The 15,872-nt window shown below is 59.8% G+C and carries 13 protein-coding genes and 1 riboswitch; of the genes, 9 read left to right on the top strand and 4 right to left on the bottom strand.

Annotation, left to right across the window (positions count from 1 at the left end):
• Nucleotides 1-2: 2 nt before the first annotated feature.
• The 4 genes from BMY54_RS23510 to BMY54_RS23525 all read right to left on the bottom strand — a co-directional run bounded on the left by BMY54_RS23510 (nucleotide 3) and on the right by BMY54_RS23525 (nucleotide 3,149).
• Nucleotides 3-848, bottom strand: a complete 846-nt coding sequence (locus BMY54_RS23510; RefSeq protein ID WP_256573935.1) for a hypothetical protein — start codon at nucleotides 846-848, stop codon at nucleotides 3-5.
• 10 nt (nucleotides 849-858) lie between these two features.
• Nucleotides 859-2,103 (bottom strand): glycosyltransferase family 4 protein, encoded by a 1,245-nt coding sequence (locus BMY54_RS23515; RefSeq protein WP_093438405.1) that lies wholly within the window; start codon nucleotides 2,101-2,103, stop codon nucleotides 859-861.
• 194 nt (nucleotides 2,104-2,297) lie between these two features.
• The gene (locus BMY54_RS23520; protein WP_093438410.1) at nucleotides 2,298-2,705 is read right to left on the bottom strand and encodes a hypothetical protein; all 408 of its coding nucleotides are present in this window, start codon (nucleotides 2,703-2,705) and stop codon (nucleotides 2,298-2,300) included.
• A 180-nt stretch (nucleotides 2,706-2,885) separates the two neighbouring features.
• Nucleotides 2,886-3,149: a hypothetical protein gene (locus BMY54_RS23525; protein ID WP_093438415.1), complete on the bottom strand. Its 264-nt coding sequence runs from the start codon at nucleotides 3,147-3,149 to the stop codon at nucleotides 2,886-2,888.
• Nucleotides 3,150-3,432: 283 nt separating this feature from the next.
• Nucleotides 3,433-3,533, top strand: a riboswitch (guanidine-I (ykkC/yxkD leader).
• Nucleotides 3,534-3,596: 63 nt separating this feature from the next.
• Here BMY54_RS23525 and BMY54_RS23530 point away from each other — a divergent pair.
• The 9 genes from BMY54_RS23530 to BMY54_RS23570 all read left to right on the top strand — a co-directional run bounded on the left by BMY54_RS23530 (nucleotide 3,597) and on the right by BMY54_RS23570 (nucleotide 15,863).
• The gene (locus BMY54_RS23530) at nucleotides 3,597-4,664 is read left to right on the top strand and encodes a putative urea ABC transporter substrate-binding protein (RefSeq protein WP_093438419.1); all 1,068 of its coding nucleotides are present in this window, start codon (nucleotides 3,597-3,599) and stop codon (nucleotides 4,662-4,664) included.
• A gap of 18 nt (nucleotides 4,665-4,682) precedes the next feature.
• The gene (locus tag BMY54_RS23535) at nucleotides 4,683-5,498 is read left to right on the top strand and encodes an ABC transporter permease (protein WP_077571513.1); all 816 of its coding nucleotides are present in this window, start codon (nucleotides 4,683-4,685) and stop codon (nucleotides 5,496-5,498) included.
• On the top strand, nucleotides 5,495-6,283 hold the full coding sequence (locus BMY54_RS23540) for an ABC transporter ATP-binding protein (RefSeq protein WP_093438424.1): 789 nt from the start codon (nucleotides 5,495-5,497) through the stop codon (nucleotides 6,281-6,283). Before BMY54_RS23535 ends, BMY54_RS23540 begins: the two co-directional genes overlap by 4 nt.
• 25 nt (nucleotides 6,284-6,308) lie before the next feature.
• The gene (locus BMY54_RS23545) at nucleotides 6,309-7,034 is read left to right on the top strand and encodes an urea amidolyase associated protein UAAP1 (RefSeq protein ID WP_077571665.1); all 726 of its coding nucleotides are present in this window, start codon (nucleotides 6,309-6,311) and stop codon (nucleotides 7,032-7,034) included.
• An 11-nt stretch (nucleotides 7,035-7,045) separates the two neighbouring features.
• On the top strand, nucleotides 7,046-7,687 hold the full coding sequence (locus BMY54_RS23550; protein WP_093438429.1) for an urea amidolyase associated protein UAAP2: 642 nt from the start codon (nucleotides 7,046-7,048) through the stop codon (nucleotides 7,685-7,687).
• 277 nt (nucleotides 7,688-7,964) lie between these two features.
• On the top strand, nucleotides 7,965-11,612 hold the full coding sequence (uca, locus tag BMY54_RS23555; RefSeq protein WP_093438434.1) for an urea carboxylase: 3,648 nt from the start codon (nucleotides 7,965-7,967) through the stop codon (nucleotides 11,610-11,612).
• A gap of 24 nt (nucleotides 11,613-11,636) precedes the next feature.
• Nucleotides 11,637-13,409, top strand: a complete 1,773-nt coding sequence (atzF, locus tag BMY54_RS23560; RefSeq protein WP_093438439.1) for an allophanate hydrolase — start codon at nucleotides 11,637-11,639, stop codon at nucleotides 13,407-13,409.
• Nucleotides 13,410-14,152: 743 nt separating this feature from the next.
• A complete protein-coding gene (locus BMY54_RS23565; RefSeq protein ID WP_093438442.1) occupies nucleotides 14,153-15,640 on the top strand; it encodes a sensor domain-containing diguanylate cyclase in 1,488 nt (495 codons plus the stop codon).
• A complete protein-coding gene (locus BMY54_RS23570; protein ID WP_064119704.1) occupies nucleotides 15,633-15,863 on the top strand; it encodes a cysteine-rich CWC family protein in 231 nt (76 codons plus the stop codon). The genes BMY54_RS23565 and BMY54_RS23570 overlap by 8 nt, the downstream gene beginning before the upstream one ends.
• Nucleotides 15,864-15,872 lie beyond the last annotated feature (9 nt).

The following is a 15,872-nucleotide window of genomic DNA, read 5'->3' on the forward strand; positions in this document are numbered from 1 at the left end:
CGTTACTTCCTTGTAATAACTGAGCGTGAAAGATAATCACTGAGAAACTTGAGCATCTCAGGTGTTTCGCGTAATGACGATAGACCTAGGTCTACGCTGCCGTGCCCCCCAGCAAAGTCAAAGCTATCCAGATTGACAGTGCAGAAAAAGTTCAACTTGCCAAAATCCAGATTTTCCAATTCTGATCTGCTGAACCTTGCCAATTTCTCGTCAGTCAGTTGTTCCTCGGAAGCCGGGCGAATCAAACCGTCACAGCCTATCAACCGAGGGGTGCCATCACGCCGCGGCCAGCCAGTAATGACAAACGTTCTGACGGAATCCACATTCTTGAAATGCGGCGGCGGAGCATCCAGCCAAATCTCTAACCCCGGATAATTAGTCAACTTCACAATCAACTCATCCGGCCAGTTGACGTGTCGATAGCCCCGCTCATGGGGCTCGGTAGTCTCTTTTTTTGTATAAAGCCCAGCGTTCAGTTTATAAAGACGCCAACTTTCAGGAATCGGCTTTACACTCTGATCGTGGTACGACCGTATCTCCGTCCCGGTCCACCAGAAATGCCCCTTGAGTGTATTGGCCAGACACGCTTTCTTATTCGCCAGTTCAGGCATACCTACATAAAACTCCGGCACCAGAGTCTTATCCACATAGCTGCCGCCCAGTATGGGCACCTGCTTCATGCTCGCCAGCTTCTTTTGACAGGCCTCCTGATCCGCGTAATAGATTGCCATCGCCTCGGCGACTTGTTCTTCACGGATATAAAAATCCACCACGCAATAACAGGCATAAACAAACAAGCCGCATTTCAACAACTTCTTAAACCATTTAACCCATGGCTTACGCGACATCCGGAGCACTTCAAATCTCCCTGTCAAACTGACGAGCAGGCTGTTTCTTGAGATGCCCGAACATCGCGCTTTCAAATACGTCAAAGTAGTGTTTCGTGCCGTACGCCACATCAAATCTGCTCGCCGTCAACTTCGCAGCGCTACGAAGGCAGTCGTACTCATCAACGGAATCAAGAACCTTGGCAATACGTTTGGCGATACCGTGATGATCGAAGAAATCCACCAGCATTCCATTGTGACCATCGATGATCACCTCCCTTACCGGAGCCGTATCCGACGCTACTACCACACACCCAGCCGCCATTGCCTCCAGTAACGACCACGACATAACAAACGGATACGTCAAATAAACATGAACCTTTGAACAGTCCAGAACTGCCCGGTAAGTCTGGTAAGGAAGCTTCCCTGTGAAATGAACGGTGGAATGATCGAAACTTACCTCTGCCTCCATCCTGCTGCGCCAATTTGCATAGCCAACCGGCTTACCCCCATAACTGACGTCATCACCGCCTACTATGATTATCTGCGCATCGGGACACTCAGCCTGAATATGCGGGATCGCTCGCATAAAACTGTGAAACCCGCGATAAGGCTCAAGATTCCTCGCGACATAAGTAACGATCGGCTGCCCGATTCTCAGTTCGACGCCATTGGGCAACCTGACGGCCCCAGTTTTCGCCAAACTGGAACTTTGAATGACGCCCTCGTGAATAACCCGAATGGCCGACTGATAAGCTGCAGGAAACAGACTGCGCTGCCACCGCGTGGGCGCAATGGCAATGTCACATTGCTCAAGATTCAAAAGATGCAGCGAATTGAGCACTCGCAGCCTTGATGACTCTCTTGTGGCTCGCGGGAATTCAGGGTCGAACCCGGAATCTGCGCCCTGCGCCCGATAGTAATATTCGCAATAGTGAATAAGCGGCGCGTCAGGATAGACATCCTTGACGAACAGCGTTTCCCCCCATCCGGGATGAGCGAGAATCACGTCCGGCCGATAACCCGAATGTTTCAGCCGGCTCAGAATTTCAGAAACCTTCTGTCCATCAGTCACCGCTTGTTCGTAACGGGTCAGGTAGGGGTGAATACCGCCCGGTGCTCGGCTGGCAGCGCGGTATCGATATATTTTCACCCCAGCGATACCCGGCGCCGTATCCCGACCTATCGCCAAAACCTCATAACGCCTGTCAATCGCCGCCAGCACCACATGACGGAACTGGCCCGGAAAGTTTTGGTGAATCACAAGAAGCTTCATAGCGGCATCGTCCTTTTATTCGCCGCTGTTGAACTGAGTTTTGCTCACCTTGATCGGCACGAACAGACGCTAACAAATGCAAGGAAATGAAACTGTAGGAAGCGTCTGGGAATGCCCTAGGAGATGGCTATGGGACGGCTTTTCGACGGGCATAAAAAAGCGGCGCTAATTGCGCCGCTTTCATTTGCGTGGATCTACCAGCGGTTACCACGCTCATTGTGATCGCCGCGTCCACTGTGTCGGTCGTAGTTACCGCGACCGCGGTGATCGTTATCCCAACCGCCGCGACGATGGCCATCCCAACGCCCGCGATCGTTGTCGTGCCAGCGACGGCTTTCGTAATAACGTGGAGCCGGCTGGTAGTAACGCGGCGCCGATTGGTAATAGCGCGGTTGCTGGTAATACCGCGGGGCTGGCTGGTAGTAGCGAGGCTGCGCGTAATACCTGCTGCCACCGTTGTAATACGTGCCGCCAGAGTTGTAGTAGGCCGGTGCGGGTGATGTGTAGACCTCTGAGCTGTAATACGAGTCCGCGTAGGAGTACGGGACGCAACCGGCAACGGAAAACATCATCGCAGCAAGTAGAAGAATTCGTCTATACATGGCGGCCTCCTGGACCGCGGGTTGGCCACACCAGCGACGCTGGCAGGCGACAGTCATTTAATCGGTGACTGTCGAAAAATCAGACAGCGTTTTCGGCATCTGGTGCGTTCCTGCAACAAGTTGAAACAAGTGATTGATGAAATCCTGTTCATTTGGAAAACGCTGTCATTCAGCCGCTGATCAATGGTGGCCACCGTGATATCCGCCGCCGTGATAACCCCGTCCGTAACCGCCTCGATAGCCGTAGCCACCGTGGTAATAACGCGCGCCGCCGTAGTAGCGCGGAGCGTAATAACCACCGTAGGAATAAGGTGAGTAATAGCCGGGATAGTAGTAGGTAGACGGATAAGCATCGTAGGGTCCGGCGTAGTAGTAACAACCGGACAGACCCAAACCGAGCACCGCTCCCAGCAGCACCCTTCGCAATGTTTTTTGAATAAGCATGGCGGCCTCCTGAAAGACCCGCGACAGCAGTCGGCACAGACCGGCTGACATCTGTTTTGACTGGCAAACCCATGCCGAGTGCCAACACGCCAAAACCATCGGATCAGCGGCAAAGACGCTGCATCACGGTGCAGCCGCGCACCAACTCAAAGCGCCTCAGCAGCCTCGCCACCAACCCTAGGCAACCCGCGCGCCCGTGCCAGAGCGCCTGACGCGACTTGGCACGCGTCTCGCTTTAGCAAACCCGTGCAGGAGTCATCACAGGTTCGCGGCACCACAATTTGCAATGGCTGACTAGGGTTCCGGCTCGCAATCGCGAGTGGCTGGTCCGAGAGTTGGCGACCTCCAGTTGAGGTTACACGGCGGGACAAAAGCCCGGGAGACAAGCCACCGTTCGCGGTGCCGCGTTGCCTTCCTGTCCGCCCTTGATCAACTGGAGAATCCACCATGACCCGACTACGTTTGCCCGCCCTGCTCGCCGCCGCCTTCGCCGCGCTCATCAGCAGCCAATCCTTCGCCGCACAGAAAGACCATTTCAGCGTCTGCTGGACGATTTACGCTGGCTGGATGCCATGGGAATACGCCGGCAGCCAGGGCATCGTCGACAAATGGGCGAAGAAATACGGGATCAAGATCGACGTCGTGCAGCTCAACGACTACGTCGAATCGATCAACCAGTACACCGCCGGCCAGTTCGACGGTTGCACCATGACCAACATGGATGCGCTGACCATTCCGGCCGCCGGCGGTGTCGACAGCACCGCGCTGATCGTCAGCGATTTCTCAAACGGCAACGACGGCATCGTCCTCAAGGGCGACGGCAAAAAAGTCGCCGACCTCAAGGGCATGGACGTCAATCTGGTCGAACTGTCGGTCTCGCACTACCTGCTGGCTCGCGCGCTGGACTCGGTCGATCTGACCGAAAAAGACCTGAAAGTGGTCAACACTTCCGACGCCGATATCTCCGCCGCTTTCAACACCGAACAGGTCAACGCCGTCACTACCTGGAACCCGATGCTCTCGGACATCAAGGCCAAACCGGGGGTGACCGAAGTGTTCAACTCCAGCCAGATTCCCGGCGAGATCATGGACATGATGGTGGTCAACAGCGCCACGCTCAAAGACAACCCGGCGCTGGGCAAAGCACTGACCGGCGCGTGGTTCGAAGTGGTAGAACTGATGAACGCCAAGAACGCCGCGAGCAAGACTGCGCTGGAGCACATGGCCAAGGCCTCGGGCACCGATCTGGCCGGATTCCAGGCGCAACTCGACACCACCAAACTGTTCGCCACCCCGAGCGAAGCGCTGAGTTTCGCCAACAGCAAACAACTGCCGGAAACCATGCGCAAGGTCGCCGAGTTCTCCTTCCAGCACGGCTTGCTCGGCGAAGGCGCGAAAGATACCAGCGCGGTCGGCATGGCCTTCGCCAACGGCGTGACCAGTGGCGACACCGGCAACCTCAAGCTGCGTTTCGATCCGACCTACGTGCAGATGGCCGCCGACGCCAAGCTGTAAGCCACGGAGGATTTGGCCATGCGCCTGATCAATCGCCACCCGGATCGCCCGAGTCGCCTGTTGCTGGTGATCCTGCCGTTCGCTCTGCTGCTGTTCGCCTACTTCATGGGCTCGGCCGAGCGCCTGGCGGACAACCCCAACGACAAACTGCTGCCGAGCGCCGTACAGATGACCGACGCGGTCAAACGCTTGGCCTTCAATGCCGACAGCCGCACCGGTGACTACCTGTTGTGGCAGGACACCGCGTCGAGTCTGCGGCGTCTGGCCATCGGCCTCGGCATCGCCGCGCTGGCCGGGCTGTGCCTGGGCATCGCCGCCGGCACGCTGCCGCTGTTCGGTGCGCCGTTGTCGCCGCTGCTGACGGTGCTGTCGATGGTGCCACCGCTGGCGATCCTGCCCATTCTGTTCATCGTGTTCGGTCTGGGCGAGTTGTCGAAGGTCATGCTGATCGTGATCGGCATCACCCCGGCGCTCGCTCGCGACCTTGAACAGCGTGCGCGGGAAATCCCCGTCGAACTGCTGATCAAAGCGCAGACCCTCGGTGCCTCGACCTGGACACTGATGCTGCGCGTAGTGCTGCCGCAACTGCTGCCACGCTTGCTGATCTCGCTGCGGCTGATGCTCGGTTCGGCGTGGTTGTTCCTGATTGCCGCCGAAGCGATCGCCTCCACCGACGGCCTCGGCTACCGGATTTTTCTGGTCCGGCGTTATCTGGCGATGGACGTGATCCTGCCGTATGTGGTGTGGATCACCCTCCTCGCCTGGCTGATGGATTGGGGCCTGAAATACCTGACCCGTCGCGCATTCCCTTGGTATGAGGGGGCGGCCAAATGAGCTTCATCACCGTGAAAAACGTCTGGCAGCAATACGCCGATCAGGTGGTGCTGGAAGGCTTGAACCTGAGCGTCAACGAAGGTGAATTCTGCACCTTGGTCGGCGCGTCCGGTTGCGGCAAATCGACCTTCCTGCGTCTGCTGCTCGGCCAGGAAACGGCGAGTCGCGGCGAGATTCTGCTCGACGGCCAAGCGCTCGCCAGCGAGCCGGATGCCAGCCGTGGCGTGGTGTTCCAGCGCTACTCGGTGTTCCCGCATTTGAGCGTGCTCGACAACGTCGCCCTCGGCCTCGAACTGCCGCGTGCGCCATTGCTCGGTCGGCTGTTCGGCAGCGCCAAACGTGAAGCTCGCGAACAAGCGGCAGCATTGCTGAATAAAGTTGGCCTCGGCCATGCGCTGGACAAGTACCCGGCGCAGCTGTCCGGCGGCATGCAGCAACGGCTGGCGATTGCCCAGGCACTGATCATGAAACCGCGCGTGCTGCTGCTCGACGAACCGTTCGGCGCGCTCGATCCGGGCATCCGCAAAGACATGCACGCCTTGCTGCTGGAGCTGTGGCGCGAAACCAAACTGACGGTGTTCATGGTCACCCATGACCTGTCCGAAGGCTTCAGCCTCGGCACGCGTCTGCTGGTGTTCGACAAGGTTCGCATCGACCCGCACGCCCCCGGCGCCTATGGCGCGCGCATCACCTACGACATCCCTTTGAACAGCGACCGCCGCGCCCAACGCGCCGCCGTCGACGCCCTGCCGTTGCCACTGGCAGGTGCCCTTCGCACCGCTTGAGAGGACTGCTTCGATGAATAAGCCGATGACTGATTCGACCCAACTGTTCCCACCTTTCGCCGAAGAAATGCTTCCCGGCGGCGGCCATCGCTCTTTCGTGTTGAAGCGCGGTCAATTGCTGCGCCTGACCGACCTGCGCGGCGGCGCCAACGTCAGCCTGACCCTGCTCAACGCCAATGAAAAAACCGAACGGCTGAACCTGCCCGACAGCCTCAAATGCCAACACACCGCCAAGCTCACCAGCGGCCATTGCCTGTACTCGGACATGGGCCGCGTGCTGGCTGCAATCACCACCGACACCTGCGGCTGGAGCGACAGCCTCGGCGGCGTGCTCTGCGCCGAAGAAGTCGCGCAGAAGTACGGTCAGGGCCGCTATCAGGAACTGCGCAACGGCTTCTTCCGCAACGGTACCGACAACCTGCTGGTGGAACTCGGCAAGTGGGGCCTGGGCCTCTCCGACCTGTTGATGACGCTCAATCTGTTCAGTCGCGTCAACGTCGACGAGGCCGGGCGTTTCCACTTCGTCGAAGGCAATTCCAAGGCCGGCGATTACATCGAACTGTACGCGCCGATGGACACACTGGTGGTGCTCACTGCGCTGCAGCACCCGATGGATCCGGCGCCGGAATACGCACCGAAACCACTGAAGCTGAGCTGGATGAACGCCGACGCCAGCGTCGCCGAACACTGCCGCACCTCGCGCCCGGAAAATGAGCGCGGCTTTATCAATACCGACCGTTTGTTCGCCTGAGGATCGCTGCCATGTCAGTTGCTATCGCCACTTCGCAACACCAACCCGACACAGCGGTGTACCGCGCCACGATCCCGGCCGGTGAACCCTGGCTGATGGAGGTCATGGCTGGTCAGACCCTGCGCATCCTCGACCTGGAGGGCAATCAAGCCGTCGATACGTTGTTCTACAGCCTCGCCAATCCCAAGGAACGCTACGACGTGCAGCGCACCTTGCGTCGGCAGAACAGCGTCTACCTGAGCACCGGCAGCGTGCTGTATTCCAACCTCGGCCACGCGATGCTGACCATCGTCGCCGACACTTGCGGACGCCACGACACCCTCGGCGGTGCCTGTGCACAAGAGAGCAACACCGTGCGCTACGCCCTGGAAAAACGCTACATGCACAGCTGCCGCGACAACTACCTGCGCGCTTGTGCCCATGATGGGCGACTGGGCAAAAGCGACATCGGGCCGAACATCAATTTCTTCATGAATGTGCCGGTGACGGCGGATGGCGGGCTGACCTTCGAGGACGGGATTTCGGCGCCGGGCAAGTACGTCGATTTACGCGCGGAGATGGACGTGATCGTGCTGATTTCCAACTGCCCGCAGTTGAACAACCCGTGCAACGCCTATAACCCGACACCTGCGGAGCTACTGGTATGGAACTGACTATCCGCCGTTTACGCCGTTGGTTGTTTGCACTGTGCCAGGCGCGTTCCGGGCAGTGCCTGAAAAAGTGAAACCACCACAGACCCAATTGTAGGAGTGAGCCTGCTCGCGATAGCGGTGTGTCAGACACATCAGTTTTGACTGATCCGACGCTATCGCGAGCAGGCTCACTCCTACAAGGGATCGGTGGTGATCTGAAGTGTTTTTTCATCCGGGACGGCCCGGATGTCTGTCGAAAAACGGCGGGACGGCCCGCTTCCCCTTCAGGGGTTATGCCATGTTCGAAAAAGTCCTCATCGCCAACCGTGGCGCCATCGCCTGCCGCATCCTGCGCACCCTCGCTTCACTGCAGGTCAAAGGCGTGGCCGTGTATTCCGAAGCCGACGCCGCCAGCCTGCACATTCTGCACGCCGATGAAGCGCACAGCCTCGGTGAAGGCGCCGCTGCCGGCACGTATCTGGCGGTCGACAAAATTCTCGCCATCGCCAAGCAAAGCGGCGCCACGGCGATCCATCCCGGTTACGGGTTTCTCTCGGAGAACGCCGCGTTCGCCGAAGCCTGCGCAGCGCACAACATCGCTTTCATCGGCCCGACGCCAGAACAACTGCGCGTATTCGGCCTCAAGCACACCGCCCGTGCGCTGGCCAAACAGCACGGCGTGCCCATGCTCGAAGGCACCGAACTGCTCGACAGCCTCGACGCCGCGCTGATTGCCGGCGAACAGGTCGGCTACCCGGTGATGCTGAAAAGCACCGCCGGCGGTGGCGGCATCGGCATGCGCGTGTGCCGCAGCGCCAGCGAATTGAGCGAATCCTTCGAAGCGGTAAAACGTCTCGGCCAGAACAACTTTAGCGACGCTGGCGTGTTCATCGAGAAGTACATTCAGCGCGCCCGGCATCTGGAAGTGCAGGTGTTCGGTGACGGTCGCGGTGAAGTCATCGCCCTCGGCGTGCGCGACTGCTCGGTGCAGCGGCGCAATCAGAAAGTCCTCGAAGAAACCCCGGCGCCGAACCTGCCGGACGGAATGGCCGAAGAGCTGTGCGCAGCGGCGATCAAGCTGGCGAAAGCGGTGAACTACCGCAGCGCCGGAACCGTGGAATTCGTCTTCGACAGCGAGGCGCAGCGCTTTTACTTTCTCGAAGTGAACACGCGTTTGCAGGTCGAGCACGGCGTCACTGAACAAGTCTGGGGCGTCGATCTCGTGCGCTGGATGGTCGAGTTAGCGGCCGGTGATCTGCCGCCGTTGAGCGAACTCATATGTGGTTTGCAACCCGAGGGCCATGCGATTCAGGCGCGGTTGTATGCGGAAGATCCGGGGCGCGATTTCCAGCCGAGCCCGGGCCTGCTGACGGAGGTGGAGTTTCCGCCGGCCAACGGCATTCAACTGCGCATCGATACCTGGGTCGAGGCCGGTTGCGAGATCCCGCCGTACTTCGACCCGATGATCGCCAAGGTCATCACCTGGGCGCCGACTCGCGAACAGGCGCGCGCCGAGCTGCATAAAACGCTGGGCGAAAGTCTGTTGTACGGTGTGGAAACCAACCGTGATTACCTGCGGCAGATTTTGCTCGACACGCCATTCGCCAGCGGTGAGCCGTGGACCCGTTGTCTGGAAGGTCTGATCTATCGCGCCAACACTTTCGAAGTGCTCAGCGCCGGCACGCAAACCAGTGTGCAGGACTATCCCGGCCGCCTCGGTTACTGGGCGGTCGGCGTGCCGCCATCGGGGCCGATGGACAGCCGTGCATTGCGTCTGGGCAATCGCTTGCTCGGCAATGCTGAAGGCGCGGCGGCGCTGGAAATCACCATGAGCGGACCTTTGCTGCGCTTCAATTGTGCGGCGGTGGTCGCGGTGACGGGGGCGCCGATTGGCCTGACGCTTGAGGGGGAAAGCGTGCCGATGAACACCACGTTGCTGATCCCCGCTGGCGCGACGTTGCATCTGGGCAGTATCAGCGGCGCCGGGGCACGCAGTTATCTGTGTCTGCGCGGTGGCTTGCAGGTGCCGGATTACCTGGGCAGCAAAAGTACTTTCACTCTGGGTCAGTTTGGTGGGCACGGTGGTCGGGCGTTGCGTGCCGGGGATGTGTTGCATATCGCTGCGCTGAAGGACCGCAGTGCTGGTCAGCAACTGACCGAACAGCACATCACCGCGTTGCCGGCGGTGCGGCAGATCCGCGTGATCTACGGCCCGCACGCGGCACCGGAATACTTCACTGAAAACTACATCAGCACTTTTTTTCAAACTCAGTGGGAAGTGCATTTCAACTCCAGCCGCACCGGTGTCCGGCTGATCGGGCCGAAGCCGGAATGGGTGCGGGCCGACGGTGGCGAGGCGGGGTTGCATCCGTCGAACATTCACGACAATCCGTATGCCATTGGCGCGGTGGATTTCACCGGGGATATGCCGGTGATCCTCGGCCCGGATGGCCCGAGCCTTGGCGGATTCGTGTGCCCGGTGACGGTGATCGAAGCGGATCTTTGCCAGCTTGGGCAGCTCAAGGCGGGCGATAAAATCCAGTTCATTCCTGTCGGCCTCACTGACGCCCGCGATCTCGCCTTGAAATGGGATCTCCCCTGTGGGAGCGAGCTTGCTCGCGAAAAGGCCGTGTCAGTCAACATTGATGTGTCTGACACACCGCATTCGCGAGCAAGCTCGCTCCCACAGGGTTTGATGTCACCTGTAGTGCTGGATTTGGGTCAGGGGGATCGCCGGCTTGTTGCACGAGTCTCCGGGGATACTCATCTGTTGCTGGAAATCGGCGAGCCGGAACTCAATCTGGTTCTGCGCTTCCGCGCCCACGCCCTGATGCAGGCACTGGAAAACAAAACCCTGCACGGCGTGATCGACCTCACCCCCGGCATTCGCTCGCTGCAAATCCACTACCAGCCCGAGCAACTGCCGCTGGCCGATCTGCTCGGCATCATCGCTGGCGAGTGGGACGCGGTGTGCGCCGCCAACGACCTGCAAGTGCCGTCGCGCATCGTGCATTTGCCGCTGTCGTGGGACGACCCGGCTTGCCAGTTGGCCATCGAGAAATACATGACCACCGTGCGTAAGGACGCGCCGTGGTGCCCGAGCAATCTGGAGTTCATCCGGCGCATCAACGACCTGCCGAATCTCGACGAAGTACAGCGCACGGTGTTCGATGCCAGCTATCTGGTAATGGGTCTTGGCGATGTTTACCTCGGAGCGCCAGTCGCCACGCCGCTGGATCCGCGCCATCGTTTGGTGACGACCAAATACAACCCGGCACGCACCTGGACCGCTGAAAACTCGGTGGGCATCGGCGGCGCCTACATGTGTGTGTACGGCATGGAAGGCCCCGGCGGTTATCAGTTTGTCGGGCGCACCTTGCAGATGTGGAATCGCTACCGCGAAGTCGCTGCGTTCGATGGCAAACCGTGGCTGCTGCGCTTCTTCGATCAGATTCGTTTCTACCCGGTCAGCGCCGAAGAACTGCTGCGCATCCGCCGCGATTTTCCGCTGGGGCGTTTCGATCTCAACATCGAACACAGCCAGCTCAACCTTGCCGATTATCAGGCTTTTCTCAATCGCGAAGCCGAAGGCATCAGTGCCTTTCGTGCCCAGCAACAGGGTGCCTTCAACGCCGAACGCGAACGCTGGATCGCCAGCGGTCAGGCGCATTTCGACAGCGAAGAAGCCGTGCCGGAATCGACCGAGGATGCGCCACTGGCCGACGGAGAACACAGCGTCGACAGCCACATTGCCGGCAATCTCTGGCAGGTGCAGGTCGAGGCCGGCAGCCGTGTTGAAGCGGGCGATGTGCTGGTGATTCTCGAGTCGATGAAGATGGAGATCCCGGTACTCGCGCCGCTGGCCGGGGTAGTGCGCGAGATCCGCGTGCAGCCCGGTTCGGCGGTGCGCGCCGGACAACGCGTCGTGGTGCTGGCACTCGACTGAAGCCAATTGGATAAGGATCTACTCATGAATCTGCAACTCGATGTTCTGCGCCAGGCCTATCGCAATGGCGACACCACACCGCGTCAACTGCTGCTGAAACTACGGGAAAAAGCCGCCGCGCTGAACCCGGATTATCACCTGTTCATCCACCTGCTCAGCGTCGCCGAACTGGAGCCGTATCTTGCCGCCCTCGACGGTCGTGACCTCGACAACCTGCCGCTGTACGGCGTGCCGTTTGCGATCAAAGACAACGTTGATCTGGCGGGGATTGCGACCACCGCCGCGTGTCCGGACTTTGCTTATGTGCCGGAGCGCTCGGCGACCATCGTCGAGCAGTTGATCGCCTTGGGCGCGATTCCACTGGGCAAGACCAATCTCGATCAATTTGCCACGGGCCTCAATGGCAGCCGCTCGCCTTATGGCGCATGCCCGAACAGTGTGCTGACGGAATATCCGTCCGGCGGTTCCAGCGCCGGTTCGTCGCTGGCGGTGGCATTGGGCGTGGCGAGTTTTGCCTTGGGCACCGACACCGCAGGCTCCGGTCGGGTGCCGGCGGCGCTGAACAATCTGGTCGGGTTGAAGGCGAGTAAAGGGTTGATCTCCACGGCCGGCGTGCTGCCGGCTTGCCGCACGCTGGATTGCGTGACCACGTTCACCGCCACAGCGCGTGAGGCCAGTCAGTTGCTGGCGCTGACCGCCAGACTAGATCCGCGCGACGAATACAGCCGCCGCAATCCATCGTGGAATGACGGCTCGGCGTTTGGTGCGCCACGGGCGTTTCGTTTCGGTGTGCCGCGCGCGCAAGACCTTGAGTTTTTCGGCTGCGTCGAAGGCCCGTTGTTGTTCGGCGATGCCATCGACCGCCTCAAAGCCTTGGGTGGCGAAGCGGTCGAACTGGACCTGTCGCCCTTCCTTGAAGCTGCGCGCCTGCTTTACGAAGGGCCGTGGGTTGCCGAGCGCTATAGCGTGGCGGGTGAGTTGATGGAGCAGAATCCCGAAGCGGTGTTACCGGTGATTCGAGCCGTGCTGGCGAAAGCCCCGGCGGTGAGCGGCGTGCAGACCTTCCGTGCGCAGTATCGGCTACAAGCCCTGAAAGCCCTGTGCGATCAGGCCCTCGAAGGCCTCGACTGCGTGCTGAGCCCGACCATCGGCCGTGCGGTGACGCTGGCCGAACTGCACGCCGAACCGGTGCTGCGCAACTCCGAACTGGGTTACTACACCAACTTCATGAACCTGCTCGACTACGCCGCCGTCGCCGTGCCGAGCGCGTTCATGGCCAACGGTTTGCCGTGGGGCGTGACGCTGTTTGGCCGGGCGTTCACCGATCAATACCTGCTGAGCGTGGCCGATGCGCTGCAGCGTCAGCTGGATTCCGACCTGCCGACACCGGCGAACGTTGCACGTCATGATCGCGCACGCATTGTGGTGTGTGGCGCGCATCTGCAAGGGTTGGCGTTGAATTGGCAACTGACTCAGCGAGGTGGGCGCTTGTTGGAAACGACATTGAGTTCGCCGGACTATCAACTGTATGCGTTGGCCGGCGGCCCGCCATTGCGGCCGGGGATGGTGCGGGTCAAGGATGGCGGCGTGGCGATTGCGGTGGAGGTGTGGGAATTGCCGAGCAGTGAGTTGGGTTCGTTCCTCACCGGGATTCCGGCGCCGCTGGGACTGGGCAAAGTGCAACTGGCGAACGGACGTTGGGAGAGCGGGTTTATCTGCGAGCCGTATGGTCTGGAGGGTGCGCTGGACATCAGCCATTTGGGGGGATGGCGGGCGTATCTTGAGACTCGGAACTGATCCAGAAACCAGCCCTCACCCTAGCCCTCTCCCGGAGGGAGAGGGGACTGACCGAGGTGTTTGTCAGGTGGTTGTCATTCGGTGATACCGAGCCGAACACACTTTTTGAAATCACCACAATCTAGCTCCCTCTCCCTCCGGGAGTGGGATGGCGGGCGCATCTTGAAACTTGGAACTGATCCAGAAACCAGCCCTCAGCCTAGCCCTCTCCCGGAGGGAGAGGGGACTGACCGGGGTGTTTGTCAGGTGGTTGTCATTCGGTGATACCGAGCCGAATACAATTTTTGAAATCACCACAATCTAGCTCCCTCTCCCTCCGGGAGTGGGATGGCGGGCGCATCTTGAAACTCGGAGCTGGTCCAGAAACCAACCCTCACCCTAGCCCTCTCCCGGAGGGAGAGGGGACTGACCGGGGTGTTTGTCAGGTGGTTGTCATTCGGTGATACCGAGCCGAATACAATTTTTGAAATCACCACAATCTAGCTCCCTCTCCCTCCGGGAGAGGGGACTGACCGGGGTGTTTGTCAGGTGGTTGCCATTCGGTGATACCGAGTCGAACACACTTTTTGAAATCACCACAATCTAGCTCCCTCTCCCTCCGGGAGAGGGCTGGGGTGAGGGAGCTATCCTTCTGACACACCCTCTACGTCATATCCCCCGCCATTTCAGGCATAAATCCCGCAGGCTTTTCCCGGCCATCCCACTAGAATGCATGCCATCGGGCCACTGCCAACGGAACCGCCATGCCGCTTCGTTCTCCCCTGTACTCGCAACGCTCGCTGGTCCTGACGCTGATCGCCCTGCTCGGCGCCGGTTTCCTCGCCACGTCGTTGCTCAGCTACTACGCCTCCCGCGAGTCGATCCGCGACAACATCGTCAACACTGAACTGCCGCTGACCTCCGATACGGTGTACTCGGAAATCCAGAAAGATCTGGTCCGGCCGATCCTGATTTCCTCGATGATGTCCCGCGACACCTTCATGCGCGACTGGGTCGTCAACGGCGAACAAAACCCCGAGCAGATGACCCGCTACCTCGACGAGGTCATGACCCATTACGGCGCCTACACGGCCTTCTTCGTCTCCAACAGCACCCACACCTACTACCACGCCAAAGGCGTGCTCAAGCAGGTCAAGGTCGATGAACCGCGCGACGCCTGGTACTTCCGCGTGCGCGACATGAAGGATCCGTACGAGATCAACGTCGACCCGGATCTGGCCAACAAGGACAACCTGACCTTCTTCATCAACTACAAGGTTTACGACTACCACAACCGCTTCATCGGCGCGGCCGGGGTCGGTCTGACCGTGGACGCGGTGATCAAGCTGATCGACAAGTATCAACAGCGCTATCAACGCAGCGTTTACTTCGTCGACACCTTTGGCCGGTTGGTCCTGACCGGCGCCGAAGGCGGGCCTGAAAGCGCGCACATCGGTCAGAGCCTGAGTGAACTGGAGAGCATGAAAAGCCTGGTCAGCCAGTTGCCGAAACCGCACAGCGGCAGCTACGAATACTCCGCCCACGGCCAGGGGCACTTTCTCAACGTGCGGTTTATTCCTGAGTTGAACTGGTATCTGTTTGTCGATAAACGCGAAGACGGCGCGCTGAGTGAGATCCGCCAGTCGCTGTATCTGAATCTACTGATCTGCCTGCTGGTGACGCTGATTGTGCTGGCGCTGCTCAACCGCGTGATCAAGCGCTACCAAAGCAAAATCCAGGCGCAGGCCATACTCGACAGCCTCACCGAGCTGCCCAACCGCCGAGGCTTCGATATTCTCGCCGCGCAGGCCCTGCACGAAGCCCGACGCGAGACCAAACCTTTAACCGCGTTGCTGCTCGACCTCGATCACTTCAAAGTGTTGAACGACACCTACGGGCACATGGCCGGCGATCAGGTGCTGATCGGTTTCGCCCGCGATCTGCAAAGTTGCCTGCGCCATGCCGACATTGTCTGCCGCTGGGGTGGTGAGGAATTTATCGTTTTACTGAAGGACACCGACGGCGATACCGGTCAGAAAATTGCCGAAAAGATCCGCCAACACGTCGAACAACACGAATATGCATACGACGGCCACAGCCTCAATCTGACGGTGAGCATCGGCGCCACCACCCTGCAACGCGATGACACCTTGCACAGCCTGCTGTCGCGGGCCGATCATGCGATGTACCGAGCCAAACAAACCGGCCGCAACCGCACCTGCGTGGAAATGCCTCACTCGACTTATGCCTGATTCCGACGTTAAACCCGACCATTGCCCGGCCTGCGGCGCCCGCAACGACTGCAGTCTGGCCGACCCGCGCACCGCCGACCGCGAATGCTGGTGCTATGGCGTGAGCATCGATCCGGCCGTGCTTGAAGCGCTGCCGCCAGAACTGCGCAACCAATCCTGCCTGTGCCCGCGTTGCGCGCAAGTCGAGGCGCAACTGCAAGCGGCCAAGCGGCCGATCCCGTAAGATGCGCGC

Source organism: Pseudomonas sp. ok266, assembly GCF_900110195.1.
Lineage (GTDB): Bacteria > Pseudomonadota > Gammaproteobacteria > Pseudomonadales > Pseudomonadaceae > Aquipseudomonas > Aquipseudomonas neuropathica.

Coding starts and splice junctions, on each gene's coding strand:
- BMY54_RS23530 (WP_093438419.1), top strand. CDS start 3,597: ATGACCCGACTACGTTTGCCCGCCCTGCTCGCCGCCGCCTTCGCCGCG.
- BMY54_RS23535 (WP_077571513.1), top strand. CDS start 4,683: ATGCGCCTGATCAATCGCCACCCGGATCGCCCGAGTCGCCTGTTGCTG.
- BMY54_RS23545 (WP_077571665.1), top strand. CDS start 6,309: ATGACTGATTCGACCCAACTGTTCCCACCTTTCGCCGAAGAAATGCTT.
- BMY54_RS23510 (WP_256573935.1), bottom strand. CDS start 848: ATGTCGCGTAAGCCATGGGTTAAATGGTTTAAGAAGTTGTTGAAATGC.
- atzF (WP_093438439.1), top strand. CDS start 11,637: ATGAATCTGCAACTCGATGTTCTGCGCCAGGCCTATCGCAATGGCGAC.
- BMY54_RS23520 (WP_093438410.1), bottom strand. CDS start 2,705: ATGTATAGACGAATTCTTCTACTTGCTGCGATGATGTTTTCCGTTGCC.
- BMY54_RS23565 (WP_093438442.1), top strand. CDS start 14,153: ATGCCGCTTCGTTCTCCCCTGTACTCGCAACGCTCGCTGGTCCTGACG.
- BMY54_RS23515 (WP_093438405.1), bottom strand. CDS start 2,103: ATGAAGCTTCTTGTGATTCACCAAAACTTTCCGGGCCAGTTCCGTCAT.
- BMY54_RS23525 (WP_093438415.1), bottom strand. CDS start 3,149: ATGCTTATTCAAAAAACATTGCGAAGGGTGCTGCTGGGAGCGGTGCTC.
- BMY54_RS23570 (WP_064119704.1), top strand. CDS start 15,633: ATGCCTGATTCCGACGTTAAACCCGACCATTGCCCGGCCTGCGGCGCC.
- uca (WP_093438434.1), top strand. CDS start 7,965: ATGTTCGAAAAAGTCCTCATCGCCAACCGTGGCGCCATCGCCTGCCGC.
- BMY54_RS23540 (WP_093438424.1), top strand. CDS start 5,495: ATGAGCTTCATCACCGTGAAAAACGTCTGGCAGCAATACGCCGATCAG.
- BMY54_RS23550 (WP_093438429.1), top strand. CDS start 7,046: ATGTCAGTTGCTATCGCCACTTCGCAACACCAACCCGACACAGCGGTG.